This window comes from Secundilactobacillus similis DSM 23365 = JCM 2765, assembly GCF_001311075.1.
GTDB classification, from domain to species: domain Bacteria; phylum Bacillota; class Bacilli; order Lactobacillales; family Lactobacillaceae; genus Secundilactobacillus; species Secundilactobacillus similis.
On record NZ_BBAD01000009.1, the window covers coordinates 33,124 to 49,813 of the forward strand.

Here is a 16,690-nt window from a genome sequence, read left to right on the forward strand (position 1 = left end):
TGAGACCTCAATTCTAACGAGAAGTTTGTGGAAGCAAGTGGGTGCGGTCGAGAAGGTTAACGATGGCTCTAGAAATCAAGCCGCCGAAAATAAACATGGAAATTAACCGAATGACGAAGAGGGCCACTAATAGACCAAGGTGGTAGGCGGCGTAACCGTTACGTGCCATGTCCCAAGCGAAGGTCACGATGGTGGTGGTCAACACACTCAGGTTCAGGCTGAACCAGTCGTAACGCTTGTAGCCAGTGAAGGCGAAGCCGAGTTCGGAAGCGACCCCTTGAACGACCCCGGAAATCATGGTTGCAGCGCCCCATTGGCCGCCAAAAAACATTTCAACCACGGAACCCAAGAATTCACCTAAGGTTGCCGAACCGACTTTTTTGAACAGGTAACCAGCCAGTGGACCGGCCATGCACCAAACGCCCATTAAGATGTCGTTGGCAGCGGGGCCTAAGCCAATTGGCGTCATAGCCACGGTCAAGATGTTGTAGACCGGTCCAATGACCCAGTAAATAACCCCGAAGAAAATAGCGATCAATGCAAGTAAGATAATGTCGCGTAAATGCCATGCGTTAGAATATTTCATGAATAAGTCCTTCTTTCAATAATATGGCCTAAACGGTGACGTTGAGTGATCAAGTCAACGTCGGACGCAAAACGAGCCAGAGATAAACGTTAGTTCATCTCTGGCTCGTCCTTTTGGCTTTTATGATTAATTAATCGCGATTAAAAAAGTATTATGCTCCCTTCGCTGGTACTAACCAGATCAGGTTCAATGGGTGTATCTCAGCCAAAAGGCACCCCAGATAACGTTTAGTTCACTCTAAAGTCTACACGCCAGCCGGGTATTTTGCAATGATTATCTCTGATTGGTCTGTGCCAAACCGGGATTAGTCGAGCATGGACTTACGTGTGATCGATAGTGGGGTGGACGATCAATTAATGGTTATTCGGGAAACTAAAAACACACGCTAGGCTAAAGACCATAGCGTGTGTTTATTTTGATGCATTCAGTGAGTTTAGCGGTTCGTCACTAAGCTTCGTTGACCTGTCCCAACCGCTTTAAGTTTGGAATCGTCAGCATGGTGACGAAGCTGATTAGGTAGAGCACGGCTAGGAAGCCCATGACGACCATCAGTGAGTAGTGGTCCATCAGGAAACCGATGGCAACGGATGAGAATCCGCCGATGGCCCGACCAACGTTGACGATCACGTTGTTGGCAGTTGAGCGAATCTCAGTTGGGTACAGGCGGCTGATGACCGCACCGTAACCGCCAAACATCCCGTTGGAGAAGAAGCCTAGAATGGCACCGGCAATCAACAAGGTGACTTGGTTAAAGGCAAGGGTGATGCCAAATACCGCGATGGCTGAAGCAATCAGGAAGATACCAAACGCCCGCCGTGGACCGAAGTAGTCTAAGATGCTGCCGAAAGTCATCATGCCGATACTCATCCCAACGATGGTGGCGATCATCCAAACGGAAGAGCCAGAAACGCTCAAGCCAAGCTTTTGTTGCATGATGGAAGGCAACCAGTTCATCAACCCGAAGTAACCGGCGATTTGAACGACCACCATGACCATTAAGGCAACGGTTTGGTAAGCTAAGGCTGGTGTTTTGAAGAGGGCACTGATGCGAACCGTCTTCTTGGGGTCAACTTCAGCTTTGCGAGCGGCGATGAATTCGTCGCTTTCGTGTAGGTGGCGACGGATGAAGTAGGTCAATCCAACTGGCACAAGGCCGAAGACGAAAAGGGCGCGCCAGCCGAGCATTGGTAAGATGATTGCGGCGCAGATGGCAGCGAGGATCGCCCCAACTTGACCGCCAATCGCGGCAATCGACGTCATTTTACCGATTTTGTTGCGGTTGAAGTTTTCAGCAATCAGCGTAATCCCAACGCCGTATTCCCCACCAGCCCCAACGCCGGCGATGAAGCGGAAGATGTAAACCAAAGTGATGTTGCTAGCAAAATACATGGCAGCAGTGGCGAAAGCAAAAATGAAAACGGTGTGGGAGAAGGTCCGCACCCGGCCAAAACGGTCGGCAATCAGGCCAAACAAAATACCACCCGCTAACATCCCTAAGTTAGTGATCGATGAAATCAATCCGGCTGCGGCACCGTTGATATGTAAATCAGCGATGATCGACGATAGGGCAAACGAGAGAAATAAAACGTCCATGTTCTCTAGTGCAAAGCCCGCCGAGGTTGACGCAATCGTCCACTTCTGGTTGGTTGTTAACGCGTGGTCGCGTACAGTTGATGTTTCCATTATTCAGTTCCTCCAAAATGCTTGCTCACAGGCAAGCGTTATTTTTTACGGTTCGTGCCGTAGTTGTTGGGAGTATTTTGCCATAGATTTGAGATTGATGCAAGCGGAAGTTTTGAGGTTTGATGTTGTGTGAGTGGTTTGTTACTTCTTTACGTTTGTGTCCAGTGACAGTGTTGGGTGAATTTTGTGCGAAGGCTGTTTATCGTCGCTTCGCTCGCCAAAGCCGCATGAAACCGGCGCTCTCAGGCTACAAAATTCGGCGCCACTTTGGCTGTTATTTCTAGGGTTCCTAAAGTTTAAGAAACTTGTCAACCACGCGCTTTCTGGCCACCACGCCGAATGGCAGATAGGCTTCTGACTTCGTCGAGTCGTGCTGCGCGAGACTGAGAGCTGCATGTAAGGGGCTTCGATAAAACCGCCAGGCCCGGGCGCTTTCACCGAAGTGCCCTTACATTACGCTCTCAACCCGTCTCGCTCCGCACACTATCGTAATTAAAACGTACTTGACGCAAATCGCTCCCTGCGTTAAGCTTAAATCAAATAGATAACTTTAACTTAGCCCAGAGAGACTAATAAGTTTACGACCAACCGCCACTTCTTGTGGGGACGAGTGAACCGTTTAGCCGTGAGCTGAACGGTTTTTTTACGCAGGTGGTAAACGAAAATGACTGAGCGGGTTGATTGCAAAGAAAGGTGACGAGAATCGTGCGGCCAATTATTATTGCGTTAGATTTTGAAGATAAAGAGCAAGTGTTCGCGTTTTTAGATCAATTTGACCACCAAGAGAACTTATTTGTAAAAGTTGGGATGGAGCTCTTCTACTTTGAAGGCCCTAAGATTCTAGCTGAATTACGGAAACGGGGCATTCACGTCTTTTTGGATTTGAAACTCTACGATATTCCGAACACGGTTGAACAAGCGATGTATCAGTTAGGGCAACAAGAAGTGTCAATGGTGACCGTGCACGCCGCTGGTGGCGCTGAAATGATTCGCCGAGCTAAGCAGGGCTTGTTACGCGGGAGCGAAAAAGCCGGCGTGAAACCAGCTAAGTTGTTGGCAATCACGCAATTAACTTCGACTTCCGAAGAACAGATGCAAGACGAACAATTGGTCACGGTCAGCTTAGCTGAATCCGTTAAGCACTACGCCCAATTAGCCCAGGAGAGTGGCGCAGATGGCGTCATCTCCTCCGCTTTGGAAGATCCTCGAATTCACCAAGCAACGTCACAAGATTTCTTATGCATCAACCCCGGGATTCGGTTAGCCAGCGACAGCGTTGATGATCAAAAACGGGTCGTGACGCCATCCGAAGCCGCCAGATTAGGCAGTAACGGGTTAGTGGTCGGTCGTTCGATCACCAAAGCCAGTGATCCAGTAGCAGCATACCAAACTATCGCAAAAGAATGGGGACTATCAAATGACTGAAATTGCACGCCAAATCGCAGCTGATTTATTAGACATCAACGCCGTTACCTTATCACCAAGCAAGCCGTTCCTGTGGGCCAGCGGTATCAAAGCACCAATCTATACCGATAACCGCCGGACGATTGCCTTTCCAAAGGTTCGCCAACACATTGCGGATGGTTTAGCTGACTATATCAAGACGACTTTTCCAACGGCAACGGTGATTGCCGGGGTTGCCACAGCTGGGATTCCTCACGCTGCTTTGGTCGCTGATCGTTTAGGCTTGCCAATGAGCTACGTGCGTTCAAAGCCTAAGGATCACGGGACTGGGAAGCAAATTGAAGGTCAAGTGACTGCGGACGACCAAGTTGTATTGATTGATGATTTAATTTCAACTGGTGGCAGTGTTCTGGGTGCCGCTAAGGCCGTTCAAGCAGCAGGCGCGACGGTGCTCGGCGTCTTGGGGATTTTCTCTTACGAATTGCCAGATAGCACCAAGAACTTTAATGATGCTAAATTGTCATTACACACGCTGACGAACTACAGTACGTTGGTTGAACTGGCTAATGAAAAGCATGATATTACGGATGCGGAACTGGCATCATTGAAGCAGTGGCGTGAAGACCCGTGGAAGTGGGAAGCGTAATTAAAGTGAATTGAAACGTAAAAGCCTGTCGGTGAGTATCATGCTGGCAGGCTTTTTGAATTAAAGAATTGTTAATATCGGCAGTGGAAATTATTTGAAACAACATCACAATGGTATACTCATTGTGATGTTGATACATAGTTTGAGATAGAATAGGGGCGTTTAATATGAAAAAATGGCATGCGCTTGCGGTAACGGGGTTAACAACAGCGTTGATTGCATTGACGGGAATTGGGGCAACTTCCGCTTCTGCTGATAGCTCAGCCTTTGAAGCAAGTCTCAAAACAATTCCGGTTCAGGTGGGGAATACAACGGTTAATCTGACTTATACCCAACCGCAATCTTATCGCTATTACCGGTTGAATGCGGCGCTTAAGATCAAATTATATGGCACTACGCAGTCGGTAACTTTGCCGAAGAATACCATTGTCTATGGTCAGATTGATGGTAGCGGTAGTTATGTCACAGGCGATGTTAAGCCTTACGCTCGGTTTAACTTTAAGGTGTTAAGTTCTCACATCCGGAAGAATTGGCCGAAAGTTCACGCTGGTGGTTCTTGGACATCAAGTGGGACAACGTCTCAACTTAGCAAGTTGACGCCAATCACGACGCCAAGTCAGATGCTAACTAAGGCTGAAACGGCAAATGGCGATCAAGCGGTTCTTTATAACGCCGCAAAGTATGCCTCTCAAACGCGCATGTTGGTGGCAACAACGGATGGTTATTTGGAAACCTATGCGTTGAAGAAGGGTACTCAAATTCCGGTGAAACCCATCCACTCGGTGACGATTCGTAAAGTAACCACCCATGGCAACACCACGTATTACTACACCAAGTATCATTTGACGGGTTACAAGGATAAGCACGTCCGCAAAACCGGTAATCTGCGTTATCGGTTAACCGTAACCAACAAGAAGCAGACTGTTACGGTGAAAACTGGCGGTGATCCTTATTATAGAAGTGTTTATACGGTTGGTGGCGTAAAATACTATGCTGCAGCACCGGATCCAAGTTAGTTTGATTAAGTCAGCTTTCTCAATCAGGAAGCTGACTTATTTTGATTTGAAAACGTCGTTCGGGTAGTGACTGACGGATGTGGTAAACTTGAACTATCAACTCATTGGAGGCAACGCAATGACAATCAAAATGATTGCAACCGACATGGACGGGACCTTTTTAGATGGCGACAGCGCGTTCAATCGGCCACGGTTTCAACAGCTACTCAACGAGATGGCAGCTCAGCAGGTGAAGTTTGTGGTGGCCAGTGGGAATCAGTATCCGCACTTACCACCGTATTTTGACGGGTTAACCGGTGAAATCACCTATCTGGCCGAAGATGGTGCGCACATCGTGTTGGCTGGAGAAGCCATCAGCGAAGACGTGATTCCAGCGGCAACGTTGCAGCAGTTTCTAAACTGGTTGCCTACAACGCCCTTGTTCGCCAGTGCCTGGGTGATTCTTTCCGGTCAACAAGCTTCCTATACCGAGATGTTGCCTAACAGCAAGCGATTCAAGGCATCACACTATTTCTACGGTGACATGCAGCACGTACCTGATTTGCGTGAGGTGACGGATGGCATCTATAAAATTGATATCACCTGGGCGCAGTTTGATGTGAGCGCCCAAGAGCAACTCGTCAATGCCACATTTCCCGGGGAATTGCGGGCGACCTCTAGTGGGTTAGGCGGCATTGACGTTGTGTTGCCACACGTCAACAAGGCCTACGGATTAGCCAAACTTCAGGCGAAATGGGGCATCACCCGTGATGAAACCTTGGCCTTTGGTGATAGTGGCAACGACCTGGAGATGCTGGCGATGGCCAAATACGGTTATGCGATGGCGAATGCACCGGAGAATGTTCGGCAAGCCGTGGATTATGTGACACCGTTGGATAATGATCATGATGGGGTGCTGGACGTGATTGCCCAGTATTTAAACGTTTAGAATTGAGCAAAGTACGGTACAATAAAGGTGAGACTATTTTGAACGAGGTGGACAAATGATTAAATTAGTTGCGTTGGATCTCGACAACACGCTCCTGACCAACGATAAAAAAATTAGCTTAACCAACGAAAAGGCCTTGAAGGCAATTCACGAACAGGGCATCAAAGTCGTTCTGTGTACTGGCCGGCCAATCAATGCGATTTGGCACTACATTGAACAACTTGGACTGACTGAGGCAACGGATTATACGATTACGTTCAACGGTGCGTTGGTCATCAACAACACTAGCCGAGAAGTTTTGGCACAGCAAGGCTTATCGAAAGCTGACTTGGTACCACTTCACGAGTTCTGTGCGGCCAATGGCTTCCCAATGGACGTGTTGAACTTCGAACAAGTTTACCCAATTACTGACTTAAACGACTCCATTTACCAACTTGGTGGCGACATTAAATTTGAACCAACGAGCTTTGATGACCTACCAGATCAACTGTACGCCAAGACGGTAGCCGCTGCGGATCCAGCAATTCTTGACCGATTACAGGCAACCTTGACGGATGAGTTGAAGGCCAAATACACATTGTGCGGTCTCAACCCCACATTCTGGAATTCTTGAGCTTAACGACTGATAAGTCGGTTGGCTTGAAGGCGTTGCTGAACCACTTTGATGCCGATTACAGTAACCTGATGGCGTTTGGCGATGCTGAGAACGATACTGGTATGTTGAAAGCAGCCGAAGTTGGCGTGGCAATGGCGAACTCGCAACCAGCAATTTTGGAATTGACTGATTACCACACGGATACCAATGAGAATGACGGTGTGGCGCAGTTTGTGAACAAGTATTTTGCGAAGTAAGCACAAAAAAGATTCAGACCAACTGGCCTGAATCTTTTTAATTATAATGGTTAGTTAGCTGCGAACAGCTTCGTGAGGTACTTCATGAACGTTGCCAAGTAACGGTCAGCGTCAACATTGATCCCAACGTTCACGTTCGTTTCGGGTTGATCCAAGCGGGCTTGGTCACCGATGGTCCGGCCGTAAGTGGCTGGGTCAGTGGAAACAAACATGTTAAGGCCTAACGTGGTCAAGAAACTTGGGTCCAGAGCAACCCCAACGGCTAATGGATCGTGCAAGGCACAACCAGGCACTTGTGGGTTGGTTTCTTCGTAGGCCTCGATGTAGTAGTCCACGAGGTCAGCGAAGGCCGTTCCAGCAGCGGTGTTGAGTTCACGCCACTGTGACGTTTCCTTGCGGGTCAATAGGGTCCGCAGGGTAACGTCCAAACCAACCATGGTCAACTTCATTGGGCTGGTAAATACGGCGTTGGCCGCTTCAGCATCTTGGTTGATGTTGGCTTCGGCGTAAGCGTTCACGTTACCTTCAACGGTCAACGCGCCACCCATCAGCGTCACGTTGCCGATTTCGGTCGCAATTTCAGGGGCCTTTTCAAGCGCCTTGGCTAAGTTGGTCAAAGGACCGGTTGGCACTAAGGTCAAATCCTTGCCGTACTGGTGAACAGCGTCAATCAAGAAGTCCACGCCAGACGTGTTTTCAAGTGCCCGCTTAGGTTCTGGTAGGTCAACTTGGCCAATCCCGTTTTCACCGTGGATCCGGGCGCTAATTGGCATCCGGTCAAAGTGATCGCTCACAAGTGAGTGGCTTTCGCCCAAGTAAACGGCACATCAGTCGTCCCTAAGAGTTCCAAAATCTTAAGGGCGTTGATGCCGCCTTCCTTAACGTAAACGTTCCCGTAAGAACCGATGATCCCAATCAGATCAACGTCCGGAGCAGCTAAAGCGTAGGCAATCGCCATTGCGTCGTCAATCCCAGTATCTAAGTCTAAAATCATTTTCTTTGTAGCCATTCAAAAACCTCCATGGGCGGCAGTAAGGGGTGCCACCCGATTTAATGAGTTGAAAGCGCTAAACGATACACTATAATGATAAGTGAACTGAAAACTAAACACAACACTTTGCAACTAAGTTTTGCGTGAGAATTGTTGCAAGCGAGAGGAGCTGGCATGAGTCAAACTGAATTGAAAGAACCAGGCAAGAAGCGTCATCGCGATAATCTCTTCGATGACGCGACTAAGGAATTGAACGAATGGACGGGAGAAGACACCGTCGTTGAGATCCACATGTTTCGGATGTTTTCGGAAGTGTTTAAGCGCCATAATAAAGATGAAGCGGATGCGCTGTTTATCGTTGGGACGAAAACAACAACGCCTAGTTTGGAACAGGTGTCCTCCGCTCCGGTCAAACCGTGGCTGTTTACCCGGGTTATGGCACTATTGGGTGCTAGCTTTGGGTTATTAACACTATTGTTTTTGGTGTTTCACAGTGATAAGGCTGTTCCCGGAATGATTTTTATCGGGTCATTAGCGGTGCCGTTTTCGTTAGCCATTATGTTTTTTGAAATTAACGTGTACCAAAATATCTCGGTGTTTCAGGCCACACAGGTCTTTTTGATTGGCGGTATCGCGTCTCTGATTGCCACGATGGTGTTGTACGAGATTATTCCGTCGGGCAACGGTGTCGATTTACCATCAGCGTTAGCGATTGGCTTCATTGAAGAAACCGCAAAGTTGCTGATTATCGGTTACTTCATTAACTCGTTTCGGGTAAACTATATCTTTAATGGGTTGTTGATTGGCGCCTGCGTTGGGGCTGGCTTTGCGGTCTTTGAAACGTCTGGCTACACCGGTGAATTTGGGTTAGTGACCCTGTTTGTGCGTAGTTGGCAGGCGATTGGCACCCACACCATCTGGTCGGCCATCGTTGGCGCGGCAATTATTTTGGCTAAGGAAAACCGCCAGCCGGTTCAAGGTAAAACGATGGCCCGACCGAAGTTTCTGCGGTTTTACGTGCTGGCGATGTTACTGCACGCTGGCTGGGATTGGCAGGTGCCGATACCGTTTTTGAATGTCTTTGATTTACAAAAATGGTTGTTGATCATTGCCGGATGGGTGGCCATCTTTGTGCTGATCAACGCTGGGCTTCGAGAGGTTCGAACGCTACAAGGACAACGCATTATTAATTGAAAGTAGAGGGATGACACAGTGACAGAAAGTTATGATTTAACGATTATTGGTGGCGGCCCCGCGGGGATTTTTGCGGGTTTTTACGCTGGCATGCGCGAAGCAAATGCGCAGTTGATTGAGAGTTTACCGCAGTTGGGCGGTCAGGTGCAGGCGTTGTATCCAGAAAAGCACATTTTGGATATTGCCGGTATTCCAGATATTCAAGCGCAGGACTTGATTAAGCAACAGGTCAAGCAGTTAGCCCAATTTCCAATCACTCAGAAATTGGACCAAACCGTGACTGATATTCAACGGACAGCGGATGGTTTTACGGTGACAACGCCGGCTGGAACGAGTGAGAGTAAGGCCATTGTGATTGCTGTTGGGAACGGCTCGTTTTCACCGCGGCCATTGGTGATCGATAACGCGGCTGAGTTACAGGGAAAGCACCTCTTTTACGCAGTGACCAACGTTGAACGGTTCCGAGACAAGCGCGTTTTGATTGCAGGTGGTGGCGATTCTGCCTTGGATCAAGCGTTGATGTTGGCACCGGTTGCGAAGAGCGTTCAGTTGGTGCACCGGCGTGATGAGTTCCGGGCACTGGAACACACTGTGGCGCAAGTGAAAGCTTCTGATATTGAGGTCACGACGCCGTACATGATTAAGGCGGCTGAACCGGTTGCTGATGGGTTGGCAGTCACGTTGAAGAAGATGCGTACGGATGAGACGATTACCACGGTGTGGATGATATCGTGGTGAGCTACGGCTTTACGTCCGACCACAAGACGGTGGATGCTTGGGGCATTGATTTGGAGACGGAACGGCACTTGTTTAAGGTTGATACCACGATGCAGACGAGTGAACCCGGTATTTACGCCATTGGTGATGGGGTCACGTATCCTGGCAAGCAAGCGTTGATTGCCACGGCCTTTGGTGAAGCGCCGATTGCGGTGAATGCCATTATGCAAGAGCTGTACCCAACGCGGCGGGGACCAGCCCACAGTTCATCAATTCGTCCGGTTAAATAGCTTGACTGAAATCGGTTTCAGAATCAACTAACGCCCGTTCGGACAAAATGCTATACTTGACTTAACAAATCGAAATGAGGTGTCAGGGTTATGACTAAGCTTAACTTATACGTGGTCCGTCACGGTCAAACGTACTTTAACATCTACAACAAATTGCAGGGGTGGAGTAATTCACCGTTGACCCAAAAGGGAATCGATGGGGCTGAGGCGACCGGCGAGCGGTTGGCAGATGTGCATTTTGATGCAGCTTACTGTAGTGATACGACTCGGGCAATGGATACGGCGAAAATCATCTTGTCGAAGAACACGGCATCAGACGTCAAAGAACCAACGACGGCGATGAACTTCAGAGAAGAGTTCTACGGCTACTTTGAAGGCAACGATATGGCGCAAGCATGGTACTTAGCGGGCGCCCCACACGGCCTGCCAACCTTTAAGGACATTGTGGCGAAATACTCAATTGCTAAAGCCAAAGACTACTTGAAGGATGCCGATCCATTCCACCAAGCCGAAAATAACGACGAGTATTGGCAACGAGTCGACAAGGGCTTCGATATCATTCGTCAAAACCCTGACTTGAAGGACGGCGACAACGTCTTATTGATCAGTCACGGCAACACCTTACTGAGTTTGATGGAACGTTATGCGGGTGGCAAGTACGATTTGAGCGTGCGGCCAGCTAATGGGAGTTTGACTCGGTTGACTTTGACTGATAGTGATATTTTGGTGGAGAGTTATAATCAGTAGAGCGTGAAAAAAATCGTTTAGAGAGTGGCGTATAAGGGCCTCCCAACAGTACCGTTCGGGTTTTGAACGGTACTGTTGGGAGGCCCTTATACATAACTCTCTGATTTTTTCACGCGTTTCGGCGTGGTGGCCAGAAAGCGATTGAGAGGGCAAGCTTCAGAATGCTGATGACGTGCGGAAAAGCAAAAGTTAAATCGGAGCCGAAAACAATGTAATCGCAAAGCACGTCGCCAGAAGCAGTTAGTAGCCGGGCTTTGGCCAGTTTTATTGGGGTCTCGTTGTATGCAACTCTCTGCTTTGGTTGGCGCGTTTCGGCGTGGTGGCCAGAAAAAGGTTGAGACGACAAACTTCAAACTGCCGGTGACGTGCGGAAAGACAAAAGTTTCATCGGAGCCGAAAAATACGTAGTAGCAATGCACGTCGTCAGAAGCAGTCGGTGACGGCTGGATTTCTAGTTTGCTTGTCGCCTCGTCGTATACAACTCTCTGCCCCGGTCCCTAACCACCTTGTACCACCAGCTACTTAAATTTCCCATAAAAACCCCACCCCACCCTGCAAAATCCCCCAAAATCTGCTACACTGATTATCAGCTATACACGTCGTTAATTAAAGGAGCCATCATCTTGGATTTGCTGAAACGTATCTGGCAGAAAACCAACACGCGGCTGGGGTTTACGACATTATTAGTCATTTGTTTTTGGCTGAAGACCCTAGTTGCCTACTTTGTTGATTTTCACATCGTGTTAAACGATCCCTTACAGTTTATTCTGTTTGTGCTTAACCCGATTGCGACTGCATCATTCTTTACAGTCTCGCGCTGTATGTTAAACCAGCGCGGCTGTTTTATTTACTGGTTATTGTCATCGACATTTTGAACACTGTGCTACTGTACCTCAACGTTATCTATTACCGGGAATTCACTGATTTTATGACGGTGGCGACGATGCTGGGGTACTCGAAGGTCAATCAGGGGCTGAGTGGGAGCTCGATTGCCCTGACATCGTTTCATGACGTGCTCTTCTGGATCGACATTGTGGCCGTGGTGGTCTTGCTACTCACTCGTCGAATCAAGACGGATCAGCGACCACTCAACTGGCGGGCGGCCTTTGCCACCACGTCAGTCGGCTTTTTAGTCCTCGGCCTCACGATGGCTGTCAGTGAAATGAACCGGCCACAGTTGTTAACGAAAACCTTTGACCGGTCGTATATTGTCAAATACCTGGGGATCGATACCTTCACGGTGTACGATGCCGTTAAAACCCAACACACCAACGACGTTCGGGCAACCGCTAAGAAGTCGCAATTAAGTGGCGTCTTTAAGTTCATGAAGAAAAACTACGCTAAACCCAATAAGCAGTTCTACGGTAAGGCGAAGGGCAAAAACGTCATCGTGATCCACTTGGAGAGTTTCCAACAGTTCCTGATCGACAAAAAGGTCAATGGTAAGGAAGTCACGCCGTTCTTGAATAAGCTGTATCACAGTCAGTCCACCTACGCCTTTGATAACTTCTTCAACGAAGTCGGGCAGGGGAAGACCAGTGATGCTGAAAACATGTTGGAAACTAGTACCTATGGCTTGCCACAGGGGTCGTTATTCTCGCAACTGGGGAGCGATAACACCTTCCAAGCTGCGCCAGCAATCCTGAACCAGCGCGCGGGCTACACCTCAGCCGTTTTCCACGGAAACGTGGCTAGTTTCTGGAACCGGAACAACACCTACAAGAATATGGGCTACCAGTACTTCTTTGATGCCAGCTACTACGACACCTCAGGCGATAAATCGCTCGGATTTGGCCTGAAGGATAAGCTCCTGTTCAATGATTCGGTGAAGTACCTAGAACGGCTCCAGCAGCCATTTTACGTCAAATACCTCACTGTGACGAACCACTTCCCGTTCTCCTTGGACAAGGAAGATATGGATCCGAACTTTAAGGCGCCGGATACCGGTAATAAGACCGTGGACAACTACTTCGTCACGGCTCACTACCTAGATCAATCGTTGAAGGAATTTTACAGTTACCTCTATAAGACCGGCCTAGCGAAGAACACGCTGGTCATGTTGTACGGTGACCACTACGGCATTTCTAACTCTGAAAACAAATACCTCGCTAAGGAACTGGGTAAGGATCCAGATGACTGGACGGACTTTGATAATACCCAACTGCAACGGGTACCGTTAATGTTTAACATGCCAGGCACGAAGGGTGGTCGCATCAGTCACGAATACGGTGGCGAAATTGACGTGCTGCCAACGTTGTTGCACCTGTTAGGCATCAGTACCAAGCAGTACATTCAGTTCGGGACGGACCTGTTCTCAAGAGAACACCAGCCAGTAGTGGCATTCCGAAACCAAGATTGGATCACGAAGAAGTACACGTGCCTGTCGGGTACCTTGTACGACAACCATACGGGGCAAGAAATCCAGCCGGATAAGAAACTGAAGGCGAAGATGGATAAGATTCAGGATCGAGTGAGTGAAGAACTGCACCTATCAGATTCATTAAACCAAAAGAATCTGCTGCGGTTCTACACACCAAAGGGCTTTAAGTCGGTTGATGCGAGAAAGTACAACTATGCCGATGGTCTGTTGAAGGAAGTTAACATTGAAAAGAAACTGGGCAAGAAGTCGACTAGCTTGTACAGCAAGCACGGCGGCACGACCCAGTCACTCTTCAAGACGGATGCGCCAGAGTTGAATCATAAGTCAACGGATTCTAACCGGATTAAGATTACTAATCCGGATGCGGATTCGACAAAATAGAGCGAAAAAAGAAGCGTTTAGGGAGTGAAATATAAGGGCGTCCCAACGTAACTGGCCGGGTTTTGGCCAGTTACGTTGGGACGCCCTTATATGCAACGCCCTGCTTCTTTTTTCGCGTTTCGGCGTGGTGGCCAGAAAGCACTTCGGATGACAAACCTCAGAATGCTGATGACGTGCGGAAAGACAAAGTCCAACCAGAGCCGAAATCAACGTAATCGCAATGCACGTCGCCATCACCACCCGCCAAAAAACGCGGCTTTGTCCAGCGAAGCGCCGGCAAACAGCCAGCACAAGTAACAAAAAAGCGATGAACACCGCTAATTCGTTAGCAGTGCCCATCGCTTTTAAATATCATTCAACCCAACTACTCCACCGAACGCCCATCATGAAAATCAACGCCCTGCTTCGCATAGTAATCCAAAATCTCCTGCCGATGAGATTCAAACTTAGGCGTCAACCCAAGGTCATTGCCCATCGTCAAAATCGGTTCGTCCAAACTAAATCCAGGAGTTGGGGTCGCTAACTCGATCCGGTTATCACCAGGATCACGCAGGTAGAGGCTCTTGAACCAACCACGGTCCCGGTACATTTCAATCTGCCAACCTTGGTTTTCAGCTAAATCATATAAGCGAAGCAATTCAGCCTCATCGTCAACGCGAAGGGCAACGTGGTCGATACTGCCACGGCCAAAGCGGGTGACTTCGTTAAAGTCCGGTGTTTGGACCAGTTTAATTTGGGCTTGGTCCTCTAACTCAACCACGTTATCAGTAACGGTTAAATTCAGTAACTGTTCAAAGAAGGCTTGGGAAGCTGCAACGTCTGGGACGTGAAGTTCTGTACCTAGGAATTTCGTAATTTGGTATTTGGCATCAATACCGTTATTCGGTACGATTTGCCACTCGGTCAATTGCGTAGGCGTTTCCACCATGGTGATTGGAATCTGTTCCGGATCATCGAACTGCAGGGTTGTCCCAGATGGCGTGACGGTAATGCCATTTGCGGTCAACCGTTCCTGCCAAAAATCAGCACTACCCGTTGGAATCCCTAGTCGGAACCCGTTGATAAAGTGGTTGCCATCGGTTCGGCGTCCCAGCAGTGGGAGCACGAAGAAGGTAATCACAGAACCAGGCGTCCCCAGATTATCGCCGTAGAACAGGTGCCGAATATGAATGTTTTCCTGATTAACGGTGTTCTTAACCAACCGCATCCCCAGCACTTCAGTATAGAAGTGAATATTCTTTGCGGCATCTTTCGTCAGAAGTGAAATATGGTGTGTTTGCACGACCATCGCCTACTTTCGTAATTTGAGTTAAGTATAGCAGAATTGGGAAAGAGTGTGTCGGAAAACGATTTGAAAGCGGAGCGTAAGGGCAACCGGACAGAAAGTCGTGGGTTTTGCGACTTTTTGTCCGGTTGCCCTTACGTGCAGCTTTCAGTTTTCCAGAACACGTTTAGTCTCGAGGACAGCAATGAAACAACGCCATATCAACCACCAAGCAACACCACGATCACCCAAACAATAATCAATTCCAACAACCGCTAGCCAACCTCCCCAAACCGTGTTAAATTAGTCCTACACGCTAAAAACAAAGGAAGTTAATCATGCTAACCATTAAAAAAGCAACCGGCACCAACAACTCAGTCTATCCCGATGCCGCCAAAATCAGACAAGCGGTGTTCGTCAAGGAACAGGGGATCGACGCCGACTTAGAATTTGACACTTTAGATGATCAAACGACCCACTACGTTGGCTACCTAGATGACCAACCAGTTGTCACGGCGCGGTTAAATGCAACCGACGAGTGGCATATTCAGCGAGTGGCGACCCTAGCCTCAGAACGGCATAACGGGTACGCTGCACAGTTACTCAAGCAACTTATTGCGGACGCCGAACCCGGCAGTTTACTCAGTTTAAATGCGCAGGAAACTGCTACCGGTCTCTACAAACAACTCGGCTTTGAAGTTATCGGCGCGCCATTCCAAGAAGTGGGCATCACCCACGTTGCGATGCAACGGAAAAAGTGACCCAAATGTAAGAATCCGGTGAGTTTTGGGGTTTTTCAGCGGAATCATTTGCTACTGGCCCTATGAATGTGAAATAATGAAAGTAGCAATCCCTGAGAGGTGGAGCACCCACATGGAAAATAGAAAAAAATTACCGAACTTTGTTGATTTAGACCTGTTAGTTTTTCGAATCGGTGAACTGAGTCGAATGACGGGCATTTCATCCCGTCAATTACGTTACTGGGAACAACGCGGCTACATTTCCGCGATGGACCGTGAAGATGAGCATAAAGCCCGGTTGTATAACTTTCATACCTTGATTCAGGTCCTGATCATCAGTCGGTTACTAGACGAAGGGTATCGATTACCAAGTGCCGTTGAAAAGATGCACGACATGGTTAAAAAAATGAGCATTACTCGGGAGTTCTTCACGCGGGCGTTCCAAGGCATCGAAGTCGATGGCGACACCGTCAAGATGAACCTCGGGTACTTCGATGATGCGCACACGCAGACGTTATATGGCTTGAACGAAGACGGTCATATTCGTTATGAAGTTGAACCTGCGCATCCTGAACAATGATATTGATTGAGCCTAGCTGTTATCAGTTGGGCTTTTTTGTTGTAGTGTGCGGAGCGAGGCGGTTAGAAGGTGGCGTGTAAGCATGACCCAGCGAAGCTACCGGGTTTGGGTAGGTTGGCTGGGTCATGCTTACATGCAACCTTCTGCCTCGCGCAGCACCATTCGGCGTGGTGGCCAGAAAGCGCGTGGTTGACAAGTTTCTACAACTTCAGGAACCCTAGAAATGACAGTTTAAGTGACGCCGAATTTTGCAGCCTGAGAGCGCCGATTTTCGTGCGGCTTTGGCGAGCG

11 protein-coding genes, 4 pseudogenes and 1 riboswitch are annotated in these 16,690 nt (G+C 48.5%); of the genes and pseudogenes, 11 read left to right on the top strand and 4 right to left on the bottom strand.

What is annotated here, in order from left to right:
• Positions 1–13: 13 nt before the first annotated feature.
• Both JCM2765_RS03330 and JCM2765_RS03335 read right to left on the bottom strand, forming a co-directional pair.
• Complete coding sequence (locus JCM2765_RS03330; protein WP_054733721.1) at positions 14–586, bottom strand: ECF transporter S component; 573 nt, start codon at positions 584–586, stop codon at positions 14–16.
• 139 nt (positions 587–725) lie between these two features.
• Positions 726–815: riboswitch (TPP riboswitch) on the bottom strand.
• Positions 816–1,033: 218 nt separating this feature from the next.
• Positions 1,034–2,269 (bottom strand): MFS transporter, encoded by a 1,236-nt coding sequence (locus JCM2765_RS03335; protein WP_054733723.1) that lies wholly within the window; start codon positions 2,267–2,269, stop codon positions 1,034–1,036.
• Between the two features lie 702 nt (positions 2,270–2,971).
• On the opposite strand from JCM2765_RS03335, the gene pyrF reads away from it, so the two are divergent.
• From pyrF to JCM2765_RS03360, 5 genes and pseudogenes are all read left to right on the top strand, one after another.
• Complete coding sequence (pyrF, locus tag JCM2765_RS03340; protein WP_156301660.1) at positions 2,972–3,694, top strand: orotidine-5'-phosphate decarboxylase; 723 nt, start codon at positions 2,972–2,974, stop codon at positions 3,692–3,694.
• Positions 3,687–4,319 (top strand): orotate phosphoribosyltransferase, encoded by a 633-nt coding sequence (gene pyrE / locus JCM2765_RS03345; protein ID WP_054733727.1) that lies wholly within the window; start codon positions 3,687–3,689, stop codon positions 4,317–4,319. The genes pyrF and pyrE overlap by 8 nt, the downstream gene beginning before the upstream one ends.
• Positions 4,320–4,486: 167 nt before the next feature.
• Complete coding sequence (locus JCM2765_RS03350; RefSeq protein WP_054733730.1) at positions 4,487–5,335, top strand: hypothetical protein; 849 nt, start codon at positions 4,487–4,489, stop codon at positions 5,333–5,335.
• A gap of 118 nt (positions 5,336–5,453) precedes the next feature.
• Positions 5,454–6,263, top strand: coding sequence for a Cof-type HAD-IIB family hydrolase (locus tag JCM2765_RS03355; protein WP_054733733.1), 810 nt, complete (start codon positions 5,454–5,456; stop codon positions 6,261–6,263).
• A gap of 55 nt (positions 6,264–6,318) precedes the next feature.
• A pseudogene (locus JCM2765_RS03360) lies at positions 6,319–7,115 on the top strand (Cof-type HAD-IIB family hydrolase).
• A 50-nt stretch (positions 7,116–7,165) separates the two neighbouring features.
• On the opposite strand, the pseudogene JCM2765_RS03365 reads toward JCM2765_RS03360, so the two are convergent.
• Positions 7,166–8,124: pseudogene (locus JCM2765_RS03365) on the bottom strand (nucleoside hydrolase).
• 156 nt (positions 8,125–8,280) lie between these two features.
• On the opposite strand from JCM2765_RS03365, the gene JCM2765_RS03370 reads away from it, so the two are divergent.
• The 4 genes and pseudogenes from JCM2765_RS03370 (at position 8,281) to JCM2765_RS03385 (ending at position 13,815) form a co-directional block, all read left to right on the top strand.
• Positions 8,281–9,300 carry a PrsW family intramembrane metalloprotease gene (locus tag JCM2765_RS03370; RefSeq protein WP_054733736.1) on the top strand — a complete coding sequence of 340 codons (1,020 nt, stop codon included), beginning with the start codon at positions 8,281–8,283 and terminating at the stop codon, positions 9,298–9,300.
• An 18-nt stretch (positions 9,301–9,318) separates the two neighbouring features.
• Positions 9,319–10,307: pseudogene (locus JCM2765_RS03375) on the top strand (NAD(P)/FAD-dependent oxidoreductase).
• Positions 10,308–10,397: 90 nt separating this feature from the next.
• Complete coding sequence (locus JCM2765_RS03380) at positions 10,398–11,054, top strand: histidine phosphatase family protein (protein WP_054733741.1); 657 nt, start codon at positions 10,398–10,400, stop codon at positions 11,052–11,054.
• Between the two features lie 623 nt (positions 11,055–11,677).
• A pseudogene (locus JCM2765_RS03385) lies at positions 11,678–13,815 on the top strand (LTA synthase family protein).
• A gap of 364 nt (positions 13,816–14,179) precedes the next feature.
• On the opposite strand, the gene JCM2765_RS03390 reads toward JCM2765_RS03385, so the two are convergent.
• On the bottom strand, positions 14,180–15,103 hold the full coding sequence (locus tag JCM2765_RS03390) for a VOC family protein (RefSeq protein WP_173585538.1): 924 nt from the start codon (positions 15,101–15,103) through the stop codon (positions 14,180–14,182).
• 314 nt (positions 15,104–15,417) lie between these two features.
• On the opposite strand from JCM2765_RS03390, the gene JCM2765_RS03395 reads away from it, so the two are divergent.
• Together JCM2765_RS03395 and JCM2765_RS03400 are read left to right on the top strand one after the other, a co-directional pair.
• Positions 15,418–15,840 (top strand): GNAT family N-acetyltransferase, encoded by a 423-nt coding sequence (locus JCM2765_RS03395; protein ID WP_054733744.1) that lies wholly within the window; start codon positions 15,418–15,420, stop codon positions 15,838–15,840.
• A 112-nt stretch (positions 15,841–15,952) separates the two neighbouring features.
• A complete protein-coding gene (locus JCM2765_RS03400) occupies positions 15,953–16,399 on the top strand; it encodes a MerR family transcriptional regulator (protein ID WP_054733747.1) in 447 nt (148 codons plus the stop codon).
• The last annotated feature ends 291 nt before the right edge of the window (positions 16,400–16,690 follow it).

Bases quoted from the DNA above. Each gene is read 5' to 3' on its own strand.
- pyrE (WP_054733727.1), top strand. From the start codon at position 3,687: ATGACTGAAATTGCACGCCAAATCGCAGCTGATTTATTAGACATCAAC.
- JCM2765_RS03355 (WP_054733733.1), top strand. From the start codon at position 5,454: ATGACAATCAAAATGATTGCAACCGACATGGACGGGACCTTTTTAGAT.
- JCM2765_RS03395 (WP_054733744.1), top strand. From the start codon at position 15,418: ATGCTAACCATTAAAAAAGCAACCGGCACCAACAACTCAGTCTATCCC.
- JCM2765_RS03335 (WP_054733723.1), bottom strand. From the start codon at position 2,269: ATGGAAACATCAACTGTACGCGACCACGCGTTAACAACCAACCAGAAG.
- JCM2765_RS03390 (WP_173585538.1), bottom strand. From the start codon at position 15,103: ATGGTCGTGCAAACACACCATATTTCACTTCTGACGAAAGATGCCGCA.
- JCM2765_RS03370 (WP_054733736.1), top strand. From the start codon at position 8,281: ATGAGTCAAACTGAATTGAAAGAACCAGGCAAGAAGCGTCATCGCGAT.
- JCM2765_RS03350 (WP_054733730.1), top strand. From the start codon at position 4,487: ATGAAAAAATGGCATGCGCTTGCGGTAACGGGGTTAACAACAGCGTTG.
- JCM2765_RS03330 (WP_054733721.1), bottom strand. From the start codon at position 586: ATGAAATATTCTAACGCATGGCATTTACGCGACATTATCTTACTTGCA.
- JCM2765_RS03380 (WP_054733741.1), top strand. From the start codon at position 10,398: ATGACTAAGCTTAACTTATACGTGGTCCGTCACGGTCAAACGTACTTT.
- JCM2765_RS03400 (WP_054733747.1), top strand. From the start codon at position 15,953: ATGGAAAATAGAAAAAAATTACCGAACTTTGTTGATTTAGACCTGTTA.